We start from the raw sequence: 24940 nt of genomic DNA, 5'->3' as shown, positions 1-24940 counted from the left end.
CGGCGGAAATTCGCTTGGATATGAAGCGATCGGCGCCGATCCGGTAAAGCAGGTTCGGGGCTGATCGTTTGTGTTTGTCCCGGATATCATTTTCATCCCGTCATCTGGCCGGTCGCGTTGACTGCCCAGCTCTGCCGGTTAACAAGGAGAACAGACGTGGCTCGTATTGCTGGCGTCAACATCCCGACGAACAAGCGCGTTGTTATCGCGCTTCAGTACATTCACGGGATTGGTCAAAAGTTTGCACAGGAAATCGTCGAGAAAGTCGGCATTCCTGCGGAGCGTCGTGTCAATCAGTTGACCGATGCCGAAGTCTTGCAGATTCGTGAAACGATCGACCGCGATTACCACGTTGAGGGTGATCTGCGTCGTGAAGTTTCGATGAACATCAAGCGTCTGATGGATCTGGGCTGCTACCGCGGTCTGCGTCATCGCCGCTCCCTGCCGGTTCGCGGCCAGCGTACGCATACCAATGCGCGTACCCGCAAGGGTCCTGCCAAGGCAATCGCCGGCAAGAAGAAGTAAGATCACGCCGGCGCGGTTCGCTGCGCCGGTTCTGCTATTGCAGAGACAAGTGCTGGTTTCGCACTTTAACTGAAACCATGGTGGAGCCTCTGGAAATACGGGGGCGTCGAGATCAACTGAAAGGACTACTATGGCCAAGGAAGCCACACGCGTTCGCCGCCGCGAGCGTAAAAATATTTCGTCGGGCGTTGCCCACGTTAATTCGACATTCAACAACACGATGATCACCATCACGGATGCGCAGGGCAATGCGATTGCCTGGTCCTCCGCCGGTGCGCAGGGTTTCAAGGGTTCGCGTAAATCCACGCCTTTCGCTGCACAGATGGCTGCTGAAGATTGTGCCAAGAAGGCACAGGAACATGGCATGCGTTCGCTCGAAGTTGAAGTTTGCGGACCGGGCTCCGGCCGTGAATCGGCTCTGCGCGCGCTCCAGGCTGCTGGTTTCACGATCACGTCGATCCGCGATGTGACCCCGATCCCGCACAATGGCTGCCGCCCGCGCAAGCGTCGCCGCGTCTAATCTGTTTCGACAAGATTTGGCCGCATGAGCTGACATTCAGCTCCTCTGCGGTTTCCACGCTTCATTGCCACGATTGGATGGTGGCAAGGCAAGGATAGGGAAAAACTAGATGATCCAGAAAAACTGGCAAGAACTGATCAAGCCGAACAAGGTCGAGTTTCAGACCTCCGGCTCGAAGACAAAGGCAACGGTCGTCGCCGAGCCGCTTGAACGCGGCTTCGGCTTGACGCTCGGCAATGCTCTGCGCCGTGTGCTTCTGTCTTCGCTGCGCGGCGCTGCCGTGACTGCCGTACAGATCGATGGCGTTCTGCATGAATTCTCGTCGATCCCCGGCGTTCGTGAAGATGTGACGGACATCGTCCTGAACATCAAGGAAATCGCGATCCACATGGAAAGCGATGGTCCCAAGCGCATGGTCGTCCGCAAGGAAGGCCCAGGCGTTGTGACGGCTGGCGACATTCAGACGGTTGGCGATATCGAAATCCTCAATCCGGAACACGTTATCTGCACGCTGGACGAAGGCGCTGAAATCCGCATGGAATTCACCGTCAACACCGGCAAGGGCTACGTTCCGGCTGACCGCAACCGTGCAGAAGATGCGCCAATCGGCCTGATCCCGGTTGACAGCCTCTACTCACCGGTTCGCAAAGTATCGTACAAGATCGAAAACACCCGCGAGGGACAGGTTCTCGATTATGACAAGCTGATCCTTTCCATCGAGACCGATGGTTCGATCTCCGGCGAAGATGCCGTTGCCTATGCAGCACGCATCCTGCAGGACCAGCTGGCGATCTTCGTCAACTTTGACGAGCCGCAGAAGGAAGTACAGCAGGAACAGGTCACTGAACTTGCGTTCAATCCGGCTCTGCTCAAGAAGGTCGACGAACTCGAACTTTCCGTACGCTCGGCAAACTGCCTGAAGAATGATAACATCGTCTATATCGGCGATCTTATTCAGAAGACAGAAGCAGAAATGCTGCGCACACCGAACTTTGGTCGCAAGTCGCTGAACGAAATCAAGGAAGTTCTGGCTTCCATGGGTCTCCATCTCGGTATGGAAGTCCCATCCTGGCCGCCAGAAAACATTGAAGACCTCGCGAAGCGTTACGAAGACCAGTATTAATCCGGGCTCTGCCCGACAACCAAGCCCGGGCAATGAGCCCGAACTGAGAAATTGAAGGAGAAGGCTCATGCGCCACGGTAATTCAGGCCGCAAGCTTAACCGGACTGCCAGCCATCGTAAGGCGATGTTTGCCAATATGGCTGCATCATTGATTGAGCATGAGCAGATCGTTACAACGCTGCCCAAGGCCAAGGAAATTCGTCCCATCGTTGAAAAGCTTGTCACGCTCGGCAAGCGCGGTGATCTGCACGCGCGTCGTCAGGCCATTTCGGCGATCCGCGATGCCAAGCTCGTAGCAAAGCTGTTTGACACGCTTGCTCCGCGCTACGGTCAGCGCAACGGCGGTTACATCCGCATCATGAAGGCAGGCTTCCGCACCGGTGACAATGCACCGCTCGCCGTTGTCGAATTCGTTGATCGCGATGTCAGCGCCAAGGGTTCCAAGGATCTGGCCCGTGTTGCTGCCGAACAGGCAAACGAAGCCGAAGCCGCATAATCCAGCGCTTCCGCATCGATGATTTTGGGATAGGGGCCTTTGCGGGCCCCTTTTCTGTTTTTGCTCGACTTTCGCGCCGTTGAAACTGGACTGTATTGACGCTATATATGACTAGTTAAATGGTCAGGAGAGCCGGATGGGTACAGTCAATCTTGTTGACGCGAAAGCACATCTCAGTGAATTGATCGATGAGGTCGAAGCGGGAGAGACCGTGCAGATTTTGCGCCGGGGCAAACTGGTAGCCCAACTGGTGCCAGCCGGCGCGCCGCGCAAGCCGATCGATATAGCGGCATTGCGACAGCTTACGGAAAATATGCCGGAACAGCCGGTCTCCGGCGGCGACTTTGTTCGCGCGATGCGTGATCAAGACCGCTATTGATGCTTTACCTCGATACATCCGTTCTCGTCGCTGCGCTGACATCAGAAAGCCAGACAGCGCGCGTGCTTGACTGGCTTGCAAGCCAGCACAACGAAAAAATGGCTGTGAGTGATTGGACAATCACCGAGTTCTCGTCAGCCTTGTCGCTCAAGGTAAGCACCCAGCAACTGCACGTGCAGCATCGCAACGCTTCTCTTGCCGCCTTTCATCGTCTTGTGAGCGAATCCTTTGAAACACTGCCTATCACGGGATTGATGTTTCGGTCGGCTGCTCAGATGGCAGATCGCCATGTGTCGGGGATAAGAGCGGGTGATGCGCTCCATCTGGCGGTTGCTATTCATCACGGCGCCACCATCTATACCCTGGACCGCAAATTTGCTGAAGCGGGCGAGAATATGGGCGCAATGACGAAGCTGCTTTGAATGTCTCAAATTTGCTTTGTTTCATGGCTGGTATCCGCGTTGAAATTCAGCACATTGGATTAACACGTTTTACTGATTCATCAGTTCGGGAGATCGACATGAGTTGTTCCAAAATCGCGCAATCGGCCCGGGCGCTGCTCGTCACCTCCGCACTCGTTTCCGCCATGATCGTGCCGGTGCATGCGCAGACGGCGGCCGATACGGCAAAGCAGGTTCCGGCATCACGTGTGGATACACAATTGTCGTTTGCGCCGCTCGTCAAGCAGACTGCCGGAGCGGTCGTCAACGTCTATGCGGCGCGGGAAGTGCAGCAGCGTTCGCCCTTTGCCGGCGATCCGTTTTTCGAGCAATTCTTCGGCGGCCAGTTCAATGGCCCGCCGCGCATCCAGTCATCGCTCGGTTCGGGCGTTATCGTCGACGCCTCGGGCATCGTGGTCACCAACAACCACGTCATTCGCGATGCGGAAACGGTCAAGATTGCCCTCTCGGATGGCCGCGAGTTTGAATCGCGCATTCTCCTGAAGGATGAATCGACGGATCTCGCCATCCTCAAGATCGAGGCCGGAGAGCAATTGCCGATCCTGCAGCTGGCGGATTCGGACAAGGTTGAAGTGGGTGATCTGGTTCTTGCCATCGGCAATCCCTTTGGCGTGGGCCAGACCGTCACCAGCGGCATCGTCTCGGCGCAGGCGCGTACCCGGGTGGGGATTTCGGATTTCGATTTCTTCATCCAGACGGATGCGGCGATCAATCCCGGCAATTCCGGCGGCGCGCTCATCGGCATGGACGGCAAGCTTGTCGGCATCAACACGGCGATCTTTTCCCGCTCCGGCGGTTCGGTGGGGATCGGCTTCGCCATCCCGTCGAACATGGTACGGGCCGTGGTTGAAACGGCAAAGCAGGGCGGCGACAAGTTCGAGCGCCCCTATATCGGCGCGACCTTCCAGAACGTGACGTCCGATGTGGCCGAAGGGCTGGGCATGAAGCAGCCTTATGGCGCGCTTGTCACGAACGTTGCCAAGGATGGACCGGCTGAGAAAGGCGGACTGCAGGTTGGCGACGTGATTCTGGCGGTTGATGATTTCCGCATCGAGAATTTCGATGGCCTGGGCTACCGCCTGTCGACCGCCGGGATCGGCAAGACTGTCAAGCTCAATGTCTTGAGCCGGTCGAAGGAGAAGGTGATTTCCCTCGTTCTGGAAAAGCCACGGCCGGACGATCCCGCCAACAAGACGGTGATCCAGGGCAAAAACCCGCTTTCCGGCGCGCAGGTCATCACACTCACGCCCAGCAGCGCGACAAGACTGCACCTGTCGGCGGAAACGACCGGCGTTGCGGTGGAAAAGATTTTTGCCAATACGCCGGCCGCGCGGATCGGCTTGCAACCCGGCGATATCGTGCGCAAGGTCAATGGTCGTGATATTGCGACCGCCGCCGATCTGGCGACAGTGATGGCAACCAAGCCGGTCCTGTGGCGCTTTGAGTTCGAGCGGGATGGCGCAATCATCCGGCAGATCATTCGATAAATGAGGCAGATGGGGCAATGACGGATCTGTTTGCAGCAAAGGAGGATCCGGCTTCGGACCGGAGCAGGCCGCTTGCTGACCGTTTGCGTCCGCGCTCGCTTGGCGAAGTCACCGGCCAGGAGCACCTGACCGGACCGGAAGGCGCGCTGACGCGCATGATCGAATCCGGCTCACTGGGATCGATGATTTTCTGGGGACCGCCCGGAACGGGTAAAACCACCGTGGCGCGGTTGCTTGCGGGTGAGACCAATCTTGCCTTCGAACAGATATCGGCCATTTTTTCCGGTGTTGCCGACCTGAAGAAGGTTTTTGACATGGCCCGCGCCCGCAAAATGTCGGGCCGCCAGACTCTGTTGTTCGTCGACGAGATTCACCGCTTCAACCGCGCCCAGCAGGATTCGTTTCTGCCTGTCATGGAAGACGGGACGATTGTGCTCGTGGGAGCCACCACCGAAAACCCGTCCTTCGAACTCAACGCCGCTCTCTTGTCACGTGCGCGCGTCCTTGTGTTTCATCCGCACGACGAAGCCAGCCTGATGGCGCTGATGCAGCGCGCCGAGGAACATGAAGGCAAACCGCTGCCTCTGGACGACGAGGCGCGGGCGAGCCTGGTGCGCATGGCGGACGGCGATGGCCGGGCGATCCTGACACTGGCCGAGGAAGTCTGGCGCGCGGCCCGCACCGGCGAAATCTTCAATGTCGAGCGGGTCCAGCAGATCGTGCAGCGCCGCGCCCCCGTCTATGACAAGGGGCAGGACGGGCATTACAATCTGATCTCTGCCCTGCACAAATCCGTGCGCGGGTCCGATCCGGATGCAGCGCTGTATTATCTCTGCCGCATGTTCGATGCGGGAGAAGACCCGCTGTTTATCGGCAGGCGTCTGGTGCGGATGGCGAGTGAGGATATCGGGCTCGCCGATCCGCAGGCTCTGGTCATCTGCAATGCGGCCAAGGATGCCTATGACTATCTCGGTTCACCCGAGGGTGAACTCGCCCTGGCGCAGGCCTGCGTCTATCTGGCGACGGCTCCCAAATCGAACGCGGTCTATACGGCGTTTGCTGCGGCCATGCGCACGGCCAAGGAAAACGGCTCGCTTGTGCCGCCCAAGCATATTCTGAATGCGCCGACCAAGCTGATGAAGGGCGAGGGCTACGGCAAGGGGTATGCTTACGACCACGACCAGCCGGATGCATTTTCCGGGCAGAACTATTTTCCCGACGCGCTTGGCCGCCAGACCTTTTACAATCCGCCCGAGCGCGGCTTCGAACGCGAAATCCGCAAACGGATCGAATACTGGAACCGGCTGAGGGTCGAGCGCGGCGAATAGGCCGCGCCTGACGTCGGCACGTCCGACTGGAATCAAGAAAAAGGCCGCTTCAAATGAAGCGGCCCTTTTATCGGGTTGATCATCTCCAGGCTTACGCGGCTTCCGGCGGCTTGCGCGGGAAGGGCGTGACGTTTGCCGTGTCGTCGTCCAGCTTCAGGCCACCGGCCTTGAGCAGCGCCGTGAAGCGGCCGTTCTGGTGTGCCAGCTCGTCAAAGCTGCCGGACTCGACAATCTCGCCGTGATCCATGAAGAGCACGATGTCAGCGTCGCGAACCGTCGACAGGCGGTGGGCGATGATGAAAGTCGTGCGGTTCTGGCACAGCTTGTCGACGGCCGCCTTGACGCGTGCCTCGGTTTCGACGTCAAGCGCACTGGTTGCCTCGTCGAGAACGAGGATCGGTGCGTCTTTCAGGATGGCGCGGGCAATGGCAACACGCTGGCGTTCACCGCCGGAAAGCTGCGAACCGCGTTCACCAACCATCGTGTCGAAACCGGCTGACTTCGACAGGATGAAGTCGCTGGCATCGGCTGCTGCTGCCGCCGCCGCAACATCCTCGTCCGAAGCCTTCGGACGGCCGACGCGGATGTTTTCCTCGATGCTGCGGTTGAACATGCCTGCATCCTGAAACACCGTGGCGATTGCATTGCGCAACGAGCGGCGGCTGATGGTGCGGGTATCGATGCCATCGACAAGCACACGGCCTTCCTTGGGATCGTAGACGCGCTGCAGAACGTTGATCAGCGTGGTCTTGCCGGCGCCTGTCGGACCGACGATGGCAACCGTCTGGCCGGCTTTCGCCTTGAACGATACATTCTTCAGGCCCTGTGTGGACTTGGCAAATTCGAACGACACGTTCTGGAATTCGACTTCGCCGCTGATGTTGTCGAGGTCATGTACGGCCTTCGGTTCGGCCTGATAGGCGGCGGAATCTTCCATTTCGTAGAAGTCTTCCAGCTTGGCGCGGGCAGCAAAGATCTGGTTCACAAAGGCGCTGAGCTGGTCAAGACGGCCGATGAGCAGGGCGGCGAAGCCGGTGAAGGCAACAACCTGGCCGACATTCATCTGGTTGTGCATGACGAAATAGGAGCCGAGGAACAGGATGACGACCATCGAAATGATGGAGGCCATACGGTTGATACCGGCAGCGAGCGCCCACCAGTTGAGAACTGGATACTGCGAGTCCAGCAACTGTTTTGTATAGGACTGCAAGGCACGGGTTTCTTCGTCGATGCGGTTATAGCTCTGCAGGACGGAGATATTGCCCATGGAGTCGGTCACATGGCTGAATGCCTTGATATGATGACGCTCAACCTGAGCCTGACCGTCCTTGGTCTTGGCTGTGACAACACGGCTGACGATGACATAGATGACGCCAAGCACGGCCAGAACCGAAGCGAGGCGCCAATCCTGGGCCAAAGCCAGCGGAACAAGTCCGACCAGAGCAACGGTAGTGGCAAGGTGCGTGCGCATGAATTCAAGCCAGAGGCTGAACAGTGTTTCAATCGCGCGCAGAAGGGTGTGCATGGCATTGGATGTGCCCCGCTGATGATGCCAGGCGAGCGGCATGCTGATCACGCGGTTGTACGATTCCGTCAGCACCGACAGTTTGCGGCGATGCGCAAGCCGGTCCGCTTCGCGCGAAACCAGAACGTTGGCAACGATATGGAACAAACCAACACCGGCCAGCTGGCTCAGAGGCGGCCATATGGCTGTCTTGGTCGAGATGGCCTGAATGACGCGGCCCACAAGTACGGGCTCAAACAGCATGGTCAGGGCCAACGCAACGTTGACCAGGCAGATAAACGTGGTTGCACGCTTTTCCGCCCCAAGATATTGGAGAGATTTCCAATAGATCTGTATCAATGACACTTTGCCACTCCGCTCGTTATGCCCGCTTCTGCGCACATTCCTCAATTTTTGACTCTGCATGAGGTGCTTGTGCGCTGCAATATTCAATGCTCTAAAGTTGTGTCAGTTCCGCGTCTGTTCAAGGAACATTTTTCTACGTTTGTTAACGTCCCGTGATGAGTCAAATATTTGACTTCATAGAATAAACTGCCGGAGGTGAGGCAAAGTGAACGCAATATTACTGGTTGCATCAGGCGGAGCTATCGGTTCGGTTGCCCGATATCTCGTCGGCGTGCTGATGACCCGGATTTTTGGCATGGCTTTTCCCTGGGGAACGCTGACCGTGAACGTGGCCGGCGGATTGCTGATGGGCCTGTTCATTGAGCTCTTGGCCCGGCGTTTCAACGGTTCCACCGAGCTGCGCCTGTTTGTTGCGGTTGGCATTATGGGAGGCTTCACCACCTTTTCCTCGTTCTCGCTCGACGTTGCGCTGCTGTGGAACCGCGGAGAAGCACTTTTCACGCTGATTTATGTGCTTGCGAGCGTCATCTTGAGCATTGGGGCGTTGTTTTTCGGATTATGGCTCGCAAGAGCGGTCGCTTAGTGCTAAGCGCATGCCTGATTAGACAAGGTATGACTTATGGCAGTGGTAGAGCAGAAGACAGTTGACACCGGCGAAGCGGAAATGCGCCTCGACCGATGGTTCAAGGTACATTATCCGGGATTGGGTTTCGGACACCTGCAGAAATTGCTGCGGTCCGGGCAGATTCGGGTGGATGGCTCACGCGCCAAGTCCGATACGCGCCTGCAGGCTGGCCAGACCGTGCGCATTCCGCCCTTGCAGGTGGACGCCAAGGCCGAAGGCCAGCACCTGACCGGCAAGAGCATTCGCGGCCGGGAAGATGGTGACGTCCTCTCCCAGATGCTGCTCTACGAAGATCCCAAGGTTTTCGTGTTCAACAAGCCGGCTGGACTGGCAGTGCAGGGCGGTTCCGGCGTCAATCGCCACGTGGACGACATGCTCGAAGCCTGGCGCAACAAGAAGGGCGAAAAACCCCGGCTTGTGCACCGGCTTGACCGCGATACATCAGGCGTTCTCGTGGTTGCGCGCACGCGCGGTGCCGCGCAGGCTTTGACCGCGGCGTTCCGCGAGCGCGAGACCAAGAAAACCTACTGGGCACTGGTCAAGGGTATTCCACGCAAGCGCGAGGACAAGATCACCACCTGGCTGGTCAAGGAAACAACGCCCGATGGCGACCGGATGCGTGTTGCCCAGCACGGGGAGCCCGACTCCGATCATGCGGTTTCCTATTACCGGGTCATCGAATCCGCCGGGCAGGTGCTGACCTGGCTGGAAATGGAGCCCTATACCGGCCGTACGCATCAGTTGCGCGTCCATGCCGCCCATATCGGCTGCCCGATCATCGGCGATCCCAAATATTTCGAGGCCGACACGAACTGGTCTTTCCCCGGCGGCATTCAGAACCGCCTGCACCTGCACGCGCGCCGCATCCGCATTCCCAATCCGTCGGGCGGGATCATCGATGTCACGGCACCGCTGCCACCGCATATGGTGCAGACGTGGAACCTTCTGGGTCTCGACGAAAGCGACGGCGACGAAGAGAATTAGAACAGGCTGACCGGTAACGCATACGGACGATGACGATGAACAATGACCTTTTCAATATGGACATGCCGCAAGGTCCGTCGGATACGGATCCGGTGCGCCGGGCGCAGGTCCAGTCGAATCTGCCGTTTCCCAAACGGTTCTACAATGCGGTAGCGGTTGTTGAGCGGAATGGTCAGTTTGCCGTTGAACTGGATGGCAAGCGCGTCAAGACGCCGGCGCGGCAGGATCTGTTGCTGCCAAACCGCGCTTTGGCGCAGATGATTGCCGATGAATTCGCCGCGCAGGACAAGGATATCGTCCCGGCGCGCATGCCTGCCACTCGTCTTGCCAATACGGCGATCGATGGGATCGTCAGCGATCCCCAGGTCGTGCTTGAGGACGTGCTGCGTTTCGCCTCTTCGGATATGCTGTGCTACCGCGCGGGTTCGCCTGAACGGCTGGTCAAGCGCCAGACGGACCTCTGGGATCCCATTATCGATTGGGCTGCCTCCGATCTTGGCGCACGTTTCGTCCTCGCCGAGGGCGTCATGCATGTGGAACAGCCGCGCGAGACGCTTGCCGCGCTCGGCGTGCATCTCGGACAGTTCAGGGATGCCTTTACCGTTGCCGCCCTGCACACGATCACGACTCTGACCGGATCGGCTATTCTGGCGCTTGCCGTGGCAAAGGGCCGTATTACCGGCGACGAAGCCTGGATGCTGGCGCATGTCGACGAAGACTGGACCATCGAGCAGTGGGGCGAAGATGCGGAAGCGTCAGCCCGGCGGGCTTTGCGTGAGCGCGAGATGGTTGCCGCCGTGAAGGTGCTTCAGGCGATCGCGGCGTCATAGCGCGGACTGGGTCTGAAGCACGTCTTTGCTACCATATATCTAGTCAGGATATTGCTGTATCGCATTGATTCAACTGTACGTTTATTGCCTTCACCAAAACCGAGCGCAATAATTTCAATACAGAGTTTCAAGGGCGAAGCAGGATGCGCTGTGCCAGCAGCGCGTCGGAAAGATGGGCCTTCCGACCATGGCAATGGCCTTGCCTTTGAACTTGGAGGTGAAGCGATGCGGTTCAAACCGCTTGTTATCACCCTGGAAATGAAAAGAACCCGGACAGGCTGGCAAGTCTTGCTCCGGGTTCGATTCATCATCTAGGAAGAGGGAGGCGGGCGAAAGCTCGCCTCTCACTCCAAGGCAAATATATCATTCTTCCGCGAATTTTAAAGACCATACCTTGGTCTAATGAAAAACCCCGGGGCAAGCCCGGGGTTTCTTGTATCGACAGACCGGTCCGGTCAGACCGAGTAGTACATGTCGTATTCGACGGGATGCGGGGTCATTTCGTAGCGCATCACTTCGGCCATCTTCAGTTCGATGAAGCTGTCGATCTGGTCATCGTCGAACACGCCGCCGGCCTTGAGGAAGCCGCGATCCTTGTCGAGGCTCTGGAGCGCTTCACGCAGCGAACCGCAGACGGTCGGGATCTTCTTGAGTTCCTTGGCAGGAAGATCATAGAGATCCTTGTCCATCGGCTGGCCGGGATGGATCTTGTTCTTGATGCCGTCGAGACCGGCCATCAGCATCGCGGCAAAGCCGAGATAGGGGTTGGCTGTCGGATCCGGGAAGCGGATTTCAACGCGCTTCGACTTCGGCGAGGAGCCGAACGGAATACGGCAGGACGCCGAACGGTTGCGGGCGGAGTAAGCCAGCAGAACCGGAGCTTCGTAACCTGGGACCAGACGCTTGTAGGAGTTGGTCGACGGGTTGGTGAAGGCGTTGATTGCCTTGGCATGCTTGATGATGCCGCCGATGAAGAACAGGCAGTTTTCCGACAGACCGGCATATTCATTGCCGGCGAAGGTTGGCTTGCCATCCTTCCAGATCGACATATGCACGTGCATGCCCGAGCCGTTGTCGCCGAAAATCGGCTTCGGCATGAAGGTGGCTGTCTTGCCATAGGCATTGGCAACCTGATGCACGACGTACTTGTAGATCAGCATCTTGTCGGCGTTGCGGGTGAGGGCATCGAACTTGATGCCCAGCTCGTGCTGTGCCGCCGCCACTTCGTGGTGATGCTTTTCAACGCGAACGCCCATTTCGGTCAGAACCGTGAGCATTTCCGAGCGCATGTCCTGGCAGGAATCGACCGGAGGAACCGGGAAATAACCGCCCTTGACGCGCGGGCGGTGGCCAAGGTTGCCGGTTTCGTAGTCGGTATCATCGTTGGACGGCAGTTCGGTGGAGTCGAGCTTGAAGCCTGTGTTGTATGGGTCGGCCTTGTACTTCACGTCGTCGAAGACGAAGAATTCAGCTTCCGGGCCAACGAAGATGGTGTCGCCAACGCCTTCCGCCTTCATATAGGCTTCGGCTTTCTTGGCGGTGCCGCGCGGGTCGCGGTTGTAGGCTTCGCCGGAGATCGGGTCGAGAATGTCGCAGAGGATGACCATGGTCGACTGCGCGAAGAACGGGTCCATGTGCACCGTGTCGGTGTCAGGCATGAGAACCATGTCGGATTCGTTGATGGCCTTCCAGCCGGCAATGGAGGAACCATCGAACATGACGCCATCGGCAAACATGTCTTCATCGACTTCGGCAACGTCCATCGTCACGTGCTGCAGCTTGCCCTTCGGATCCGTGAAGCGAAGGTCAAGGAATTTTACATCATTGTCTTTGATCTGTTTGAGAATGTCTTTTGCGGTCGTCATGTCAATTTTCCTTGTTCAGCGACGATGATAGCGGATGGGCCGGTGCGGGAGCACCGGCAATGGGATAGCAGGACTAGATGGCGTCGATACCGGATTCACCGGTACGGATGCGCACGACTTCCTCGATGTTGGAAACGAATATCTTTCCATCGCCGATACGGCCGGTCTGTGCGGCCTTGCGGATCGCCTCGATGGCTGCTTCGACAGACTCGTCGCCCAGAACGATCTCGACTTTCACCTTTGGCAGGAAGTCGACGACATATTCAGCGCCGCGATACAGTTCCGTATGGCCTTTCTGGCGGCCAAAACCCTTGGCTTCCGTCACGGTAATGCCCTGAAGCCCCACTTCCTGCAGTGCCTCTTTCACCTCATCCAGCTTGAATGGTTTGATGATGGCTTCAATTTTCTTCATCAGAGAATAAACTCCCTATGTATGGCGAGCGGACCTCTTGCCCGCTTGCACAACAAAAAGCAGGAAGCATGCCAAGTCGACCCCTAAAGCGAATTTATTCGAGGAATGGGATTTTACCGATGACAGAGCGGGGAGTTTTCTGAACTCCCTGCCATTTAGCCATGGCAACAAACATTCAGAAAAAGTCAGCTCTGATTAAATTATAATCAATCTGCCTATTTTTTATGCTGCATGACCTTCGACTTGACCTGACTCTCGTCAGAGACGGTCCTTCAGCGCTTGGGCTGCCTGCGGCGCGCGCACTTTGCCCTCATGGATGAAATAGGCAAAAACATCGCGCGGCTGCTTGTCCGGTTTGACCAAGGGAGCGGCTAGGGGCAGGTCATCCGGCGCATCGCCCTTTGCCCAAAGTTTAACCCGCTCTGCCCACTGATCGAGCTGCTTGGCGGGATAGGCGGTCTCGACGGCATCGTCGCCCTTCTGCAGGCGGGCATAAACGAAATCGGCGGTCACATCGGCAATCTCGGGGTAATCGAAATGATGGGCATAGACCACGGCGACATTCTTCTGGCGCAGGAGCGCGATGAAATCGGGATCGATAAACGAGGGATGGCGCACCTCGACCGCGTGACGCAGCGCAATACCGCCTTCCTTCTCCGGCAGGAGATCAAGGAAGGCGCCAAAATCTTCGGCATCGAACTTCTTGGTTGGGGCAAACTGCCAGAGCAGCGGCCCCAGCCGGTCGGCAAGTTCGGCGATGCCGGACTTGATGAAACGTTCCATCGACTCGCCGGCCTCCGCCAGAACGCGGCGATTGGTGACGAACCGGTTGCCCTTGACCGAAAAAATAAAACCGTTCGGCACCGAGCTTGCCCATTTGGCAAAGGTTTCCGGCTTCTGGGTGCCGTAATAGGTGCTGTTGATCTCGATCGTGCTCAGGTGCTGCCCGGCATATTCGAGCTCCTTGGCCTTCGACAGGCCCTTGGGATAGAATGTGCCGCGCCAGGGTTCGAAAATCCAGCCGCCGATACCTGTTCTGATCGTTCCGCCTGCGGTCATGATGGTGTCCTCCCGTCAATCCGTATTCATTCAAGCCGGCCCATAAACAAAACCCGCCGTTTCCGGCGGGTTTGTCTGTCATTCCGCCGCCGCCTGGGCGCGATTGCCGGGTCGCCGTTGCAGCAGTTCCTTCAGGAACCTGCCGGTATAGGAACGCGGCTCGGCCACGATATCCTCGGGACGCCCGACGGCAACGATCTCGCCGCCGCCATCGCCGCCTTCGGGGCCAAGATCGATGACCCAATCCGCCGTCTTGATGACTTCGAGATTGTGCTCGATCACCACCACGGTATTGCCCTGGTCAACGAGCTCATGCAGCACTTCAAGAAGCTTGGCCACATCATGGAAATGCAAGCCGGTTGTCGGCTCGTCAAGGATATAGAGCGTGCGTCCGGTTGCCTTGCGCGACAATTCCTTGGCGAGCTTGATGCGCTGGGCTTCGCCGCCGGACAGCGTATTGGCCTGCTGGCCGACATGGATGTAGCCAAGGCCGACCTTTGCCAGCGTCTGCAATTTGTCGCGCACGGCGGGAACGGCCGCGAAGAACTCCGCACCTTCCTCGACCGTCATATCAAGCACATCGGCGATGGATTTGCCCTTGAACAGCACTTCCAGCGTTTCGCGGTTGTAGCGCTTGCCGTGACACACGTCACAGGTGACGTAGACGTCGGGCAGGAAGTGCATCTCGATCTTGATCACGCCATCGCCCTGGCAGGCCTCGCAGCGGCCGCCCTTGACGTTGAACGAGAACCGGCCCGGCTGATAGCCGCGCGCCTTGGCCTCGGGCAGACCGGCAAACCAGTCGCGGATCGGGGTGAAGGCGCCGGTATAGGTGGCCGGGTTGGAGCGCGGCGTGCGGCCAATCGGCGACTGGTCGATATCGATGACCTTGTCGAGGAATTCCAGGCCGTCGATCCGGTCGTGGTCTGCCGGTTGCTCGCGCGACCCCATGATGCGGCGCGAGGCCGACTTGAACAGGGTTTCGATCAGGAAGGTGGATTTGCCGCCGCCGGAAACACCGGTCACGGCCGTAAAGGTGCCAAGCGGAATTTCCGCCGACACATTCTTCAGGTTGTTGCCGCGCGCGCCGACAATCTTGATGCGTTTCTTGTTCAACTTGCGCCGCTCGGACGGCACGGCCACCTCGATCGCGCCGGACAGATATTTGCCGGTCAGCGACTTCGGGCTTGCCATGATATCGGCTGGCGTTCCGGAAGCGATGATTTCACCGCCATGAATACCGGCAGCCGGTCCGATATCGACGACATAGTCGGCAGTGAGGATCGCGTCCTCATCGTGTTCCACCACGATCACGGTGTTGCCGAGATCGCGCAGGTGCCGCAGGGTCTTGAGAAGCTGCTCGTTGTCGCGCTGATGCAGGCCGATGGACGGCTCATCCAGAACGTAGAGCACGCCGGTCAACCCGGAGCCGATCTGCGACGCCAGCCGGATGCGCTGGCTCTCGCCGCCCGACAGCGTGCCGGAATTGCGCGACAGGGCGAGGTAATCCAAGCCGACATCGTTCAAAAAGCGCAGGCGCTCGCGGATTTCCTTGAGGATGCGTGCCGCGATTTCCGTCTGCTTGTCATTGAAACTCTTGTCGATGTCACTGAACCAGGCATCCGCATGGCGGATCGACTTTTCCGTGATCTGGCCGATATGCAGGCCGCCGATCTTCACCGCCAGCGCTTCCGGCTTCAGGCGATAGCCGCCGCAGGCCGGGCAGGGCGTGCCGGACATGAAGCGCTCGATTTCCTCGCGCGACCAGGCCGAATCCGTTTCCTTCCAGCGGCGCTCCAGATTGGGAATGACGCCTTCGAACGGTTTCGTTGTCTTGTAGGAGCGCAGCCCGTCATCGTAGGAAAAATGTACCTCGCGGCTGCCGGTGCCGTAAAGAATGGCCTTTTGCGCGTCTTCGTTGATGTCGCGCCAGCGGTCGCCCAGCTTGAAGCCGTAGCTGCTGCCCAGGGCGTCCAATGTCTGGTTGTAATAGGGCGAGCTCGACTTCGACCAAGGGGCAATGGCGCCATTCTTCAGCGTCAGGCTTTCATCCGGCACGATCAGGTTGGGATCGATGGCCTTCTGGGTGCCGAGACCATCGCAGGTCGGACAGGCGCCGAACGGATTGTTGAACGAGAACAGGCGCGGTTCGATTTCGGCAATGGTGAAGCCGGAAACCGGGCAGGCAAACTTTTCCGAGAACATCAAACGCTCGTGCGTTTCGTTCTTGGATTTGTTGGCGGATTCCCCGGATGTCTCGTCGGCGGGCAACGGCTTGTCGGCGAATTCCGCCAGGGCAATGCCGTCGGCAAGCTTGAGCGCGGTTTCAAGGCTGTCCGCCAGACGTGCGGAGATGTCCGGGCGGACGACAACGCGGTCGACGACCACATCGATGTCGTGCTTGTATTTCTTGTCGAGGGCCGGAACGTCGGCGATCTCGTAGAATATCCCGTCGACTTTCACGCGCTGGAAGCCGCGCTTCTGCAGATCGGCCAGTTCCTTGCGGTATTCGCCTTTGCGGCCGCGCACGATGGGAGCGAGAATGAACAGGCGGGTGCCTTCATCCTGCGCCAGAACACGGTCCACCATCTGGCTGACGGTCTGACTTTCAATCGGCAGGCCGGTTGCCGGCGAATAGGGGATGCCGACGCGCGCATAGAGCAGGCGCAGATAGTCGTAGATTTCCGTGACGGTGCCGACGGTGGAGCGCGGGTTGCGGCTTGTCGTCTTCTGCTCGATGGAAATGGCCGGAGACAGGCCATCGATCTGGTCGACATCGGGCTTCTGCATCATCTCCAGAAACTGCCGGGCATAGGCCGACAGGCTCTCGACATAACGCCGCTGGCCTTCCGCATAGATGGTATCGAAGGCAAGCGAAGATTTGCCCGATCCCGACAGGCCGGTCATGACAATCAGCTTGTCGCGCGGCAGATCGAGGTCGATGTTCTTCAAATTGTGTTCGCGGGCACCACGAATGGATATAAATTTCTGATCGCTCATGACTGTCACGCCGTTATGGGGGAGGAACTGGCTCGCTGGCCGGAGTCTTTCCCTTATTTAGAAAGTCTCCAGCAGATTGCGAGGCCGCACCTGGGTTGGAATCACCATAGCCATGTTGACATCCATAGAGCAAGTGATAGAACAAAAAAAGAACAAATATTGCGGGCGAGGTAAAACCGGCGTAAAATCTGGGAGTTCCGTGCCTGACAAGCCAGACAGGCACGGGATAAGGGCATTGAACGGATAAGTGCGCGTGCAAGCCTACTGACAGATTTGTCAGGAGAGTGTCAGTTGCCACTGAATTGTCAGGAGGCTGGCGGCATTGGTGGTCGAAGCGAGCAGTATTTTGTGGATAGAGCCAGACAGTTGCCCGCGCAATGAGCGGCTTCTGTATGATGGCGCCAAATCGAAAAGCTAATTTTGTGGAGTATTTTTATGGCTGGCAGTGTCAACAAGGTAATTTTGGTCGGTAATCTTGGCGCTGATCCGGAAGTCCGGCGTCTTGGTTCAGGCGATCCGGTGGTCAATCTGCGCATTGCCACCTCGGAAAGCTGGCGCGACAAGAACAGCGGCGAGCGCAAGGAAAAGACCGAATGGCACAGCGTCGTCATTTTCAACGACAATCTGGCCAAGGTGGCTGAACAGTATCTCAAGAAGGGCATGAAGGTTTATCTGGAAGGCGCGCTGCAGACCCGCAAGTGGCAGGACCAGACGGGCAATGACCGTTATTCGACGGAAATCGTCCTGCAGAAGTTCCGCGGTGAATTGCAGATGCTCGATTCACGCGGCGAGGGTGCCGGTTCTGGCGGCGGCCGCTCGTTCGACAATTCGAGCCGGGGCCAGGTCTCCGACAATGGCGATTATGGTTCGGATTTCGGCCGTTCCAGCGCTTCGCCGTCCAGCGGTGGCGGCAATGCAGGTGGCAACTTCTCGCGCGATCTCGACGACGAGATCCCGTTCTGAGCCTGTTCTGTAAGCCATTGCCGGTTTGATCATGCTTGTTGATTTGGGCGTGTATGCCGGATTGTTCGCGGCCGCTTTTGCGGCCGCAACCATTTTGCCGATGCAGTCGGAGGCGCTGCTTGCCGGACTGCTGCTCTCGCATTCCTATCCGGCAATCGCATTGATCGCTGTTGCCAGCGTGGGCAACGTCCTTGGCTCGGTGGTCAATTGGCTGCTTGGGCGCGGGATCGATCAGTTCCGCCACAGCAAATGGTTCCCGGCCAGCGAGGCGCAGCTCGACCGTGCCACAGGCTGGTACCAGCGCTATGGCAAGTGGACCCTGCTGTTGAGCTGGGCACCCGTGATCGGCGATCCGCTGACGCTGATTGCCGGGGTGTTGCGCGAGCCGCTCTGGAGTTTTGTGCTCTTGGTCTCTATTGCCAAGACTGTGCGGTATCTCGTTGTATTCGCGCTCGTATCCGGCTGGTAGCGCCGGTGTTACGGGTGCATCCTGGCGCCCTTGGTGATCTTGTCGACGATCTTCTTCTCCGCGTGCAGCGCAATGCCGACAACCCTCGCATCATCCGGTGCAAACCGGGCAAACACGGCGCGATTGGCCTGATCATATCCGGTTGAAAACATCTCCTCGATATACAGGCAGGATTTGACCTCGCGTTCGAGCGAGCGGCGGTGGATGGCCGACAGGGTTGCCTGATCCGCCGTGAGCACGATCATCGGCTGGATGGGCAAGGGATGATAATGATGGCCGGCCCGATCCATATAGGGGTCGCCGATCAATCCGGGGGACTGGGCGACAACGCCGCTTGCCAGGAATGACGAGACGTTGAGTTTCTGCCATGTCGCAAGATCGTCACGCACGACAATTGTAATTTTCGTATCAAACACCAAATCTAGGTCTCCATTCATGGATCGAGTCTGCCGGATGCCGGGTGAAAATCTAAAAGAGGAAGTGCTGCGCGGTCTTGGACGTTTGTGCGAGCGTCCGGCGCACGATGCCATCCTGTCGGCGCCATCCAATCCGGGTGTCGAGCGCATGGAAGCGCGTTTCACCGGCGATGCCTTCGAACCGCACCGGCACGATACCTATGCCATCGGCGTGACGCTGCACGGCGTCCAGACATTCCGCTATCGCGGGGAAAAGCGGCAAAGCCTTCCCGGCAACATCATGGTTCTGCATCCCGATGAGGTGCATGATGGCGGGGCAGGCACCGATGACGGCTTGCGTTACCGGATGATCTATCTCGAGCCGGCGCTGGCCATCGAGGCCCTTGGCACCGATCATGGCACGCTGCCTTTCGTGCGGGAGCCGGTCTTTTCCGATGCGCCGCTGGTCTCGGCCATATCCGCCGCGTTCGGCAATCCCGATGCGGAAATGGATGAACTGCTGGTGGATGACATCGTATCGCGGCTGACGCTGGGATTGGCGCGCCATGCAAAGCAGCCGTTGAAACCGATGGGCAGGCCCGCGGTGCGGCAGGCGGGCATGGCCCGCGACTATCTTGCGGACAATGCCCTGCGGCTGGTGCGCTCGCGCGAGCTGGAGGCCGTCAGCGGCCTTGACCGTTATGCGCTGTCACGGCACTTCCGCGCCCTCTATGCCACGAGCCCGCACCGCTTCCTGCTGATGCGCCGCCTGCAGCGCGCGAAGGATCTGATGAAACTGGGCGTGCCGCTGGCGGAAATCGCGGTGGAAACCGGATTTACCGACCAGAGCCATCTCAACCGGCAGTTCAAGAAAGCCTATGGCATCACGCCCGGACGGTGGGCCGCGCTGACCACAGCGAGCCGGCAGCTTTGACCTTTGCGTCAATCATGGTAGGTGATCAGCACATGTGCTCAAGGAGCCTGCCATGACAGACACCATGACATCATCGAACGCTTTGCACCGGGTGGTTATCGTCGGTGCCGGATTCGGCGGGCTGGAAGCCGCCAATTCCCTGCGCAATGCGGATGTCGCCGTCACTGTGGTCGACCAGCGCAATCACCATCTTTTCCAGCCGCTGCTCTATCAGGTCGCCACGTCGACGCTGGCGACCTCGGAAATTGCCTGGCCTATCCGGCATCTCCTGCGCAAATACAGCAATATCAAGACATTGCTTGGAACTGTTGAAAGCGTGGATACAGCTGCGCGAACCATTTCGACCGCCGATGGCGAGGTCATTCCCTATGACACGCTGGTGCTGGCGACAGGAGCCCGCCATGCCTATTTCGGTCATGACGACTGGGAGCCGTTTGCGCCGGGTTTGAAGACGCTTGAAGATGCCACGACGATCCGCAGGCGTATTCTGACCGCCTTTGAAAAGGCCGAACGCGAGCCCGATCCGGCGCGCCGGACGGCATTGCTGACCTTCGTCATCATCGGCGCCGGGCCGACGGGTGTGGAAATCGCCGGAACCATTGCCGATCTGGCGAGGGATACGTTGCAAGGTGAATTCCGGGTGATTGACCCCGCCACGGCGCGGGTGATCCTGATCGAAGGCGGGGAGCGCGTGCTTGGCGCCTTCGCGCCTGACCTTTCCGCCTATGCGCAGCGGGCGCTCGAAAAGCTCGGCGTGCAGGTGCATCTGGGCAATCCGGTGACAAGCTGCACGGCGGATGGCGTGGAATATGCCGGACAATTTGTCGGCGCGGCGACGATCATCTGGGCCGCGGGTGTCCAGGCCTCTCCGGCGGCAAAATGGCTCGACGTGGCGGCGGACCGGGCAGGGCGTGTTGCCGTCAACGATGATCTGACCGCTCCGGGGCATCCGGATATCTTTGTCATCGGCGATACGGCAACGGTCAAGAATGGCGGCAAGGGCATGGTTCCCGGCATTGCGCCAGCTGCCAAGCAACAAGGAATCCATGTGGCAAAAACCATCAGGGCGCGATTGGCCGGCGATGCCGCGCCAAAGCCTTTCCGCTATCGCCATGCGGGCGATCTTGCAACGATCGGCAAGCGCGCGGCGGTGACGGATTTCGGCTGGATCAAGCTCAAGGGCTATGTCGCCTGGTGGCTATGGGGACTTGCCCATATCTACTTCCTCATCGGCGTGCGCAACCGTCTTGCCGTGGCGATGAGCTGGCTATGGATTTCCGTCAGCGGCACGCGCAGCGCCCGCCTGATCACGCAGAAGGACGCGGCGGAGGAAGATCACCTGAAATGATTCATGTCGTGATGAAGGTCTTGATGCCGTCCGCCACGAATTGCACCGCCAATGCCGCCAGGATGACCCCCAGAAGGCGTGTCAGGATCGAGCGGCCTGTTTCACCCAGAAAGCGGTCGACGCGCTCAGCGAGGAAAAATACGACATAGGATGCGGCGATGCAGATCAGGATGATGCCGATCAGCGCCAGCCGCGATGTCGGCTCGGACAAGGTGCCGGCCAGCAGGATGGTCGCGGAGATGGCGCCGGGACCGGCGATCAGCGGAATGGCGAGCGGAAAGGCGGCGATGTTACGGATATGATCCTTGGTGATGGCAACGGTGGCGCTCTTCTCGTGCCGCTCCTGGCGTTTTTCGAAAATCATCTCGAAGGCGATCCAGAACAACAGCAGGCCGCCGGCAATGCGGAAGGCGCCGATGGTGATGCCGAACAGCGCCAGGATCTGTGCGCCCGCTACGGCGAAGATCGTCAGCACGACAAAGGCGGTGATGCTGGCGCGTAGGGCAACCTGGCCGCGCTCTTTGCGATTCATGCCCCTGGTCAGCGCCAGAAACAGCGGCGCCAGTCCCGGTGGATCGATCGTCACCATGAGGGTAACGAGCGCATTGAGCAGGGTGTCATAAAGCGCCACGATTTTGCTTTTCTTCTCTGATTGAAGCTGAGCGAGAATAGCGGATTCGGGGTTAAGCGTCGATAAAGTTGGGATTTTGCAACCAAGTTTTTCACCGATTGAAATGAACTGTTGTATCCTATTGAAAACAAAGGGTTTTCTGCTGTGTATTGCGGTGCCTCCGGTTGGCTTTTGCCTTGAAAAGCCGCTATAAGATGAAGATTGATTCTATACGAAAGATGAGTGCCTCGTGTCTGAACTAACCCCACCATCCGGCCCAGAAGACGATAAACCAGGCGGAAATTTCGGCATTGAGCCAATTTCCATTATCGAGGAGATGCAAAGCTCCTATCTCTCCTATGCCATGAGCGTGATTGTCAGCCGCGCACTGCCCGACGTGCGTGATGGTCTGAAGCCTGTGCACCGACGCATCCTGCATGCGATGAACGAAATGGGCCTGTCCTGGAACAGATCCTACCGTAAGTCCGCCGGTGTGGTCGGTGAGGTCATGGGTAAATACCATCCCCACGGCGACGCCTCGATCTACGACGCTTTGGTGCGCATGGCGCAGGACTGGTCGCTGCGCGATCCGCTGGTCGACGGGCAGGGCAATTTCGGCTCCATCGACGGCGACTCCCCGGCGGCGATGCGTTACACCGAGTGCCGTCTCGAAAAAGTGACGGAATCCCTTCTTGAAGATATCGACAAGGAAACGGTCGATTTCCAGGACAATTATGACGGCCGTGAGCAGGAGCCGGTGGTTCTTCCTGCCCGTTTTCCCAATCTGCTGGTCAATGGCTCCGGCGGCATCGCCGTGGGTATGGCGACCAATGTTCCGCCGCACAATCTGGCCGAGGTCATCAATGGCTGCATTGCCCTGATCGACAATCCGGCCATCGATCTGGCGGAACTGATGGAAATCATTCCGGGTCCGGATTTCCCGACGGGCGGCATTATTCTCGGCCGTTCCGGCATTCATTCCGCCTACAGCACCGGCCGCGGCTCGATCCTGATGCGCGGCAAGGTCGCCATCGAAGCGATGCGCGGCGACCGCGAAGCCATCATCATCACCGAAGTGCCCTATCAGGTGAACAAGGCGACGATGATCGAAAAGATGGCCGATCTCGTGCGTGAAAAGCGCATCGAGGGCATTTCGGACATCCGCGACGAGTCCGACCGCGACGGTTACCGCGTGGTCGTCGAGCTGAAGCGCGATGCCGTCGCCGATGTCATCGTCAACCAGCTCTATCGCTTTACCCCGCTGCAATCCTCGTTCGGCGCCAATATGGTGGCGCTCAATGGCGGCAAGCCGGGCCTGTTGAACCTGATGGACATTCTGCGCGCCTTTGTCGCCTTCCGCGAGGAAGTCGTCAGCCGCCGCACGAAATTCCTGCTGCGCAAGGCGCGTGACCGCGCGCATGTGTTGGTTGGTCTGGCGATTGCCGTTGCCAATATCGACGAGATCATCGCGCTGATCCGCCAGGCGCCCGATCCGGCAACGGCGCGCGATCAGTTGATGGAACGCCGCTGGCCGGCCAACGACGTGGCACCACTGATCACGCTGATTGCCGATCCGCGCCACACGCTCAATGACGACAACACCTACAATCTGTCGGAAGAGCAGGCACGCGCCATTCTCGATCTGCGCCTGCAGCGCCTGACCGCCCTCGGACGCGATGAAATCGCCGATGAACTCAACAGGATCGGCGTTGAAATCAAGGATTATCTGGAAATCCTCGCATCGCGCCTGCGCATCATGACCATCGTCAAGGACGAACTTGCCGCCATCCGCGACGAGTTCGGCACGCCCCGCCGCACGGAACTGACCGATGGCGGCGCTGATATGGACGACGAGGACCTGATCGCCCGGGAAGACATGGTCGTGACCGTCAGCCATGCGGGTTACATCAAGCGCGTGCCATTGACGACCTATCGCGCACAGCGCCGCGGCGGCAAGGGCCGGTCCGGCGTGACCATGAAGGACGAGGATTTCGTCACACGGCTGTTCGTGGCCAACACCCACACGCCGATGCTGTTCTTCTCATCCCGCGGCATTGTTTATAAGGAAAAGGTCTGGCGCCTGCCGATCGGCACGCCGCAGTCCCGCGGCAAGGCGCTGATCAACATGCTGCCGCTGGAACAGGGCGAGCGCATCACAACAATCATGCCTCTGCCCGAAGACGAGGCAAGCTGGACCAATCTCGACGTCATGTTTGCCACGACGCGCGGCACCGTGCGCCGTAACAAGCTCTCTGACTTCGTTCAGGTCAATCGCAACGGCAAGATTGCGATGAAGCTGGAAGAAGAGGGCGATGAAATCCTCGGCGTGGATACCTGTGATGAGTTCGACGATGTGCTTCTGACCGCTGCCGGTGGCCAGTGCATCCGTTTCCCCGTCACTGACGTACGCGTTTTTGCCGGCCGTAACTCCATCGGTGTTCGCGGTATCACGCTGGCCAAGGGCGATACGCTCATCTCGATGGCAATTCTTGCCCATGTGGATGCAAGCCCGGCTGAACGCTCCGCTTATCTGAAGCAGGCAGCGGCTGACCGGCGTGCACAGGGTGCAGATGACGTTGAAGAAGTGGCACTGGTGGGCGAAGAAGCCACGGATGTGGCTGATCTCAATGCCGAGCGTTATGCGGAACTGCGCGACCGCGAGCAGACGGTCCTGACCGTCAGCGAATATGGTTACGGCAAACGCTCGTCATCCTACGAATTCCGTGTCTCGGGACGCGGCGGCAAGGGTATTCGCGCCACCGATACATCCAAGACGGACGAAATCGGCAAGCTTGTGTCCCTGTTCCCGGTCGAGGCCTCGGATCAGATCCTGCTGGTTTCGGATGGCGGACAGCTCATCCGCGTGCCGGTCAATGGCATTCGCATCGCCGGACGCTCCACAAAGGGCGTTACGATCTTCAATACAGCCGATGGCGAGAGGGTTGTGTCGGTCGAGCGGATTTCGGAAACCGACAGTGATGACGAAGAGCTCGAGGCAGTCATTCCTGCCGAAGGCGAAGCCGAGACAGCAGGGGAAAGCGGTTCTGACGAGAGTTAGAACCGCAGTCGGTCGTTCTGACCGTTCATGGGATAAACACCGAAGCGGGATGTCTTAACTTTGGCTTCCCGCTTTTTGTTTTCTTCCAGCATCATGACGACGGCGGAAACCATCATCGCGATCATCATGCCTACGCTCAGAAGTACAAACATTCATTTATCCCTTCAATCTTCAGCTTTCCTGTGACTAACAACGCAAT

24 protein-coding genes are annotated in these 24940 nt (G+C 58.6%); 16 read left to right on the top strand and 8 right to left on the bottom strand.

The genetic code is table 11. From position 1 onward, the window contains the following. Positions 1-156: 156 nt before the first annotated feature. From rpsM to ACP7B1_RS08615, 8 genes are all read left to right on the top strand, one after another. Positions 157-525 (top strand): 30S ribosomal protein S13, encoded by a 369-nt coding sequence (gene rpsM / locus ACP7B1_RS08650; protein ID WP_008124949.1) that lies wholly within the window; start codon positions 157-159, stop codon positions 523-525. A 130-nt stretch (positions 526-655) separates the two neighbouring features. Further along, the gene (rpsK, locus tag ACP7B1_RS08645; RefSeq protein ID WP_008124952.1) at positions 656-1045 is read left to right on the top strand and encodes a 30S ribosomal protein S11; all 390 of its coding nucleotides are present in this window, start codon (positions 656-658) and stop codon (positions 1043-1045) included. A 109-nt stretch (positions 1046-1154) separates the two neighbouring features. Further along, positions 1155-2168: a DNA-directed RNA polymerase subunit alpha gene (locus ACP7B1_RS08640; protein ID WP_112526662.1), complete on the top strand. Its 1014-nt coding sequence runs from the start codon at positions 1155-1157 to the stop codon at positions 2166-2168. 67 nt (positions 2169-2235) lie between these two features. Then, positions 2236-2664: a 50S ribosomal protein L17 gene (rplQ, locus tag ACP7B1_RS08635; RefSeq protein ID WP_223613272.1), complete on the top strand. Its 429-nt coding sequence runs from the start codon at positions 2236-2238 to the stop codon at positions 2662-2664. Positions 2665-2800: 136 nt separating this feature from the next. After that, positions 2801-3043: a type II toxin-antitoxin system prevent-host-death family antitoxin gene (locus ACP7B1_RS08630; protein ID WP_346306204.1), complete on the top strand. Its 243-nt coding sequence runs from the start codon at positions 2801-2803 to the stop codon at positions 3041-3043. After that, positions 3043-3465, top strand: coding sequence for a type II toxin-antitoxin system VapC family toxin (locus tag ACP7B1_RS08625; RefSeq protein WP_346306203.1), 423 nt, complete (start codon positions 3043-3045; stop codon positions 3463-3465). Before ACP7B1_RS08630 ends, ACP7B1_RS08625 begins: the two co-directional genes overlap by 1 nt. A gap of 98 nt (positions 3466-3563) precedes the next feature. Continuing rightward, positions 3564-4991, top strand: a complete 1428-nt coding sequence (locus ACP7B1_RS08620) for a DegQ family serine endoprotease (protein ID WP_374042635.1) — start codon at positions 3564-3566, stop codon at positions 4989-4991. A 17-nt stretch (positions 4992-5008) separates the two neighbouring features. Continuing rightward, positions 5009-6319 (top strand): replication-associated recombination protein A, encoded by a 1311-nt coding sequence (locus ACP7B1_RS08615; RefSeq protein WP_426136876.1) that lies wholly within the window; start codon positions 5009-5011, stop codon positions 6317-6319. A gap of 91 nt (positions 6320-6410) precedes the next feature. Here the strand turns inward: ACP7B1_RS08615 and ACP7B1_RS08610 are convergent, their stop codons facing one another. Further along, entirely contained in the window at positions 6411-8189 is a 1779-nt protein-coding gene (locus ACP7B1_RS08610; protein ID WP_223613274.1) for a glucan ABC transporter ATP-binding protein/ permease, read from the bottom strand. Between the two features lie 205 nt (positions 8190-8394). Here ACP7B1_RS08610 and crcB point away from each other — a divergent pair, with 205 nt between their 5' ends. The 3 genes from crcB to ACP7B1_RS08595 are packed head-to-tail and all read left to right on the top strand — an operon-like array spanning position 8395 to position 10628. After that, the gene (gene crcB / locus ACP7B1_RS08605; protein ID WP_346306200.1) at positions 8395-8772 is read left to right on the top strand and encodes a fluoride efflux transporter CrcB; all 378 of its coding nucleotides are present in this window, start codon (positions 8395-8397) and stop codon (positions 8770-8772) included. Positions 8773-8808: 36 nt separating this feature from the next. Next, a complete protein-coding gene (locus tag ACP7B1_RS08600; RefSeq protein ID WP_403174733.1) occupies positions 8809-9798 on the top strand; it encodes an RluA family pseudouridine synthase in 990 nt (329 codons plus the stop codon). A 35-nt stretch (positions 9799-9833) separates the two neighbouring features. Continuing rightward, positions 9834-10628 carry an ATP12 family chaperone protein gene (locus tag ACP7B1_RS08595; protein ID WP_346306198.1) on the top strand — a complete coding sequence of 265 codons (795 nt, stop codon included), beginning with the start codon at positions 9834-9836 and terminating at the stop codon, positions 10626-10628. Positions 10629-11083: 455 nt separating this feature from the next. Here ACP7B1_RS08595 and glnA read toward each other — a convergent pair whose 3' ends face one another. The 4 genes from glnA to uvrA all read right to left on the bottom strand — a co-directional run bounded on the left by glnA (position 11084) and on the right by uvrA (position 16964). Then, positions 11084-12493, bottom strand: a complete 1410-nt coding sequence (gene glnA / locus ACP7B1_RS08590) for a type I glutamate--ammonia ligase (RefSeq protein ID WP_223613278.1) — start codon at positions 12491-12493, stop codon at positions 11084-11086. A gap of 73 nt (positions 12494-12566) precedes the next feature. Further along, positions 12567-12905, bottom strand: coding sequence for a P-II family nitrogen regulator (locus ACP7B1_RS08585; RefSeq protein WP_008123000.1), 339 nt, complete (start codon positions 12903-12905; stop codon positions 12567-12569). A 258-nt stretch (positions 12906-13163) separates the two neighbouring features. After that, positions 13164-13964, bottom strand: coding sequence for a DUF72 domain-containing protein (locus ACP7B1_RS08580; protein WP_346306197.1), 801 nt, complete (start codon positions 13962-13964; stop codon positions 13164-13166). A 78-nt stretch (positions 13965-14042) separates the two neighbouring features. Then, positions 14043-16964, bottom strand: coding sequence for an excinuclease ABC subunit UvrA (gene uvrA / locus ACP7B1_RS08575; protein ID WP_403174707.1), 2922 nt, complete (start codon positions 16962-16964; stop codon positions 14043-14045). A gap of 435 nt (positions 16965-17399) precedes the next feature. Here uvrA and ACP7B1_RS08570 point away from each other — a divergent pair, with 435 nt between their 5' ends. Next, complete coding sequence (locus tag ACP7B1_RS08570; RefSeq protein WP_223613281.1) at positions 17400-17927, top strand: single-stranded DNA-binding protein; 528 nt, start codon at positions 17400-17402, stop codon at positions 17925-17927. Positions 17928-17958: 31 nt separating this feature from the next. After that, a complete protein-coding gene (locus ACP7B1_RS08565) occupies positions 17959-18396 on the top strand; it encodes a YqaA family protein (protein ID WP_403174697.1) in 438 nt (145 codons plus the stop codon). 8 nt (positions 18397-18404) lie between these two features. Here ACP7B1_RS08565 and ACP7B1_RS08560 read toward each other — a convergent pair whose 3' ends face one another. Beyond that, positions 18405-18812 carry a DUF2000 family protein gene (locus ACP7B1_RS08560; RefSeq protein WP_403174693.1) on the bottom strand — a complete coding sequence of 136 codons (408 nt, stop codon included), beginning with the start codon at positions 18810-18812 and terminating at the stop codon, positions 18405-18407. 19 nt (positions 18813-18831) lie between these two features. On the opposite strand from ACP7B1_RS08560, the gene ACP7B1_RS08555 reads away from it, so the two are divergent. Continuing rightward, positions 18832-19725 carry an AraC family transcriptional regulator gene (locus tag ACP7B1_RS08555; RefSeq protein WP_426136875.1) on the top strand — a complete coding sequence of 298 codons (894 nt, stop codon included), beginning with the start codon at positions 18832-18834 and terminating at the stop codon, positions 19723-19725. Between the two features lie 52 nt (positions 19726-19777). Beyond that, the gene (locus ACP7B1_RS08550; protein ID WP_346305526.1) at positions 19778-21073 is read left to right on the top strand and encodes an NAD(P)/FAD-dependent oxidoreductase; all 1296 of its coding nucleotides are present in this window, start codon (positions 19778-19780) and stop codon (positions 21071-21073) included. A gap of 1 nt (position 21074) precedes the next feature. Here ACP7B1_RS08550 and ACP7B1_RS08545 read toward each other — a convergent pair whose 3' ends face one another. Then, entirely contained in the window at positions 21075-21704 is a 630-nt protein-coding gene (locus ACP7B1_RS08545; RefSeq protein ID WP_223613286.1) for a MarC family protein, read from the bottom strand. A 229-nt stretch (positions 21705-21933) separates the two neighbouring features. On the opposite strand from ACP7B1_RS08545, the gene gyrA reads away from it, so the two are divergent. After that, a complete protein-coding gene (gene gyrA, locus ACP7B1_RS08540) occupies positions 21934-24741 on the top strand; it encodes a DNA gyrase subunit A (RefSeq protein WP_426136874.1) in 2808 nt (935 codons plus the stop codon). Here gyrA and ACP7B1_RS08535 read toward each other — a convergent pair. Then, the gene (locus tag ACP7B1_RS08535; protein ID WP_346305528.1) at positions 24738-24893 is read right to left on the bottom strand and encodes a hypothetical protein; all 156 of its coding nucleotides are present in this window, start codon (positions 24891-24893) and stop codon (positions 24738-24740) included. The two genes, gyrA and ACP7B1_RS08535, sit on opposite strands and share 4 nt — an antisense overlap. Positions 24894-24940 lie beyond the last annotated feature (47 nt).

Source organism: Phyllobacterium sp. SL163 (assembly GCF_049896885.1).
Taxonomy (GTDB): Bacteria; Pseudomonadota; Alphaproteobacteria; order Rhizobiales; family Rhizobiaceae; genus Phyllobacterium; species Phyllobacterium calauticae.
The sequence above is the reverse complement of the archived record's forward strand: the minus strand, read 5'-3'. Positions and strand labels throughout refer to the sequence as shown.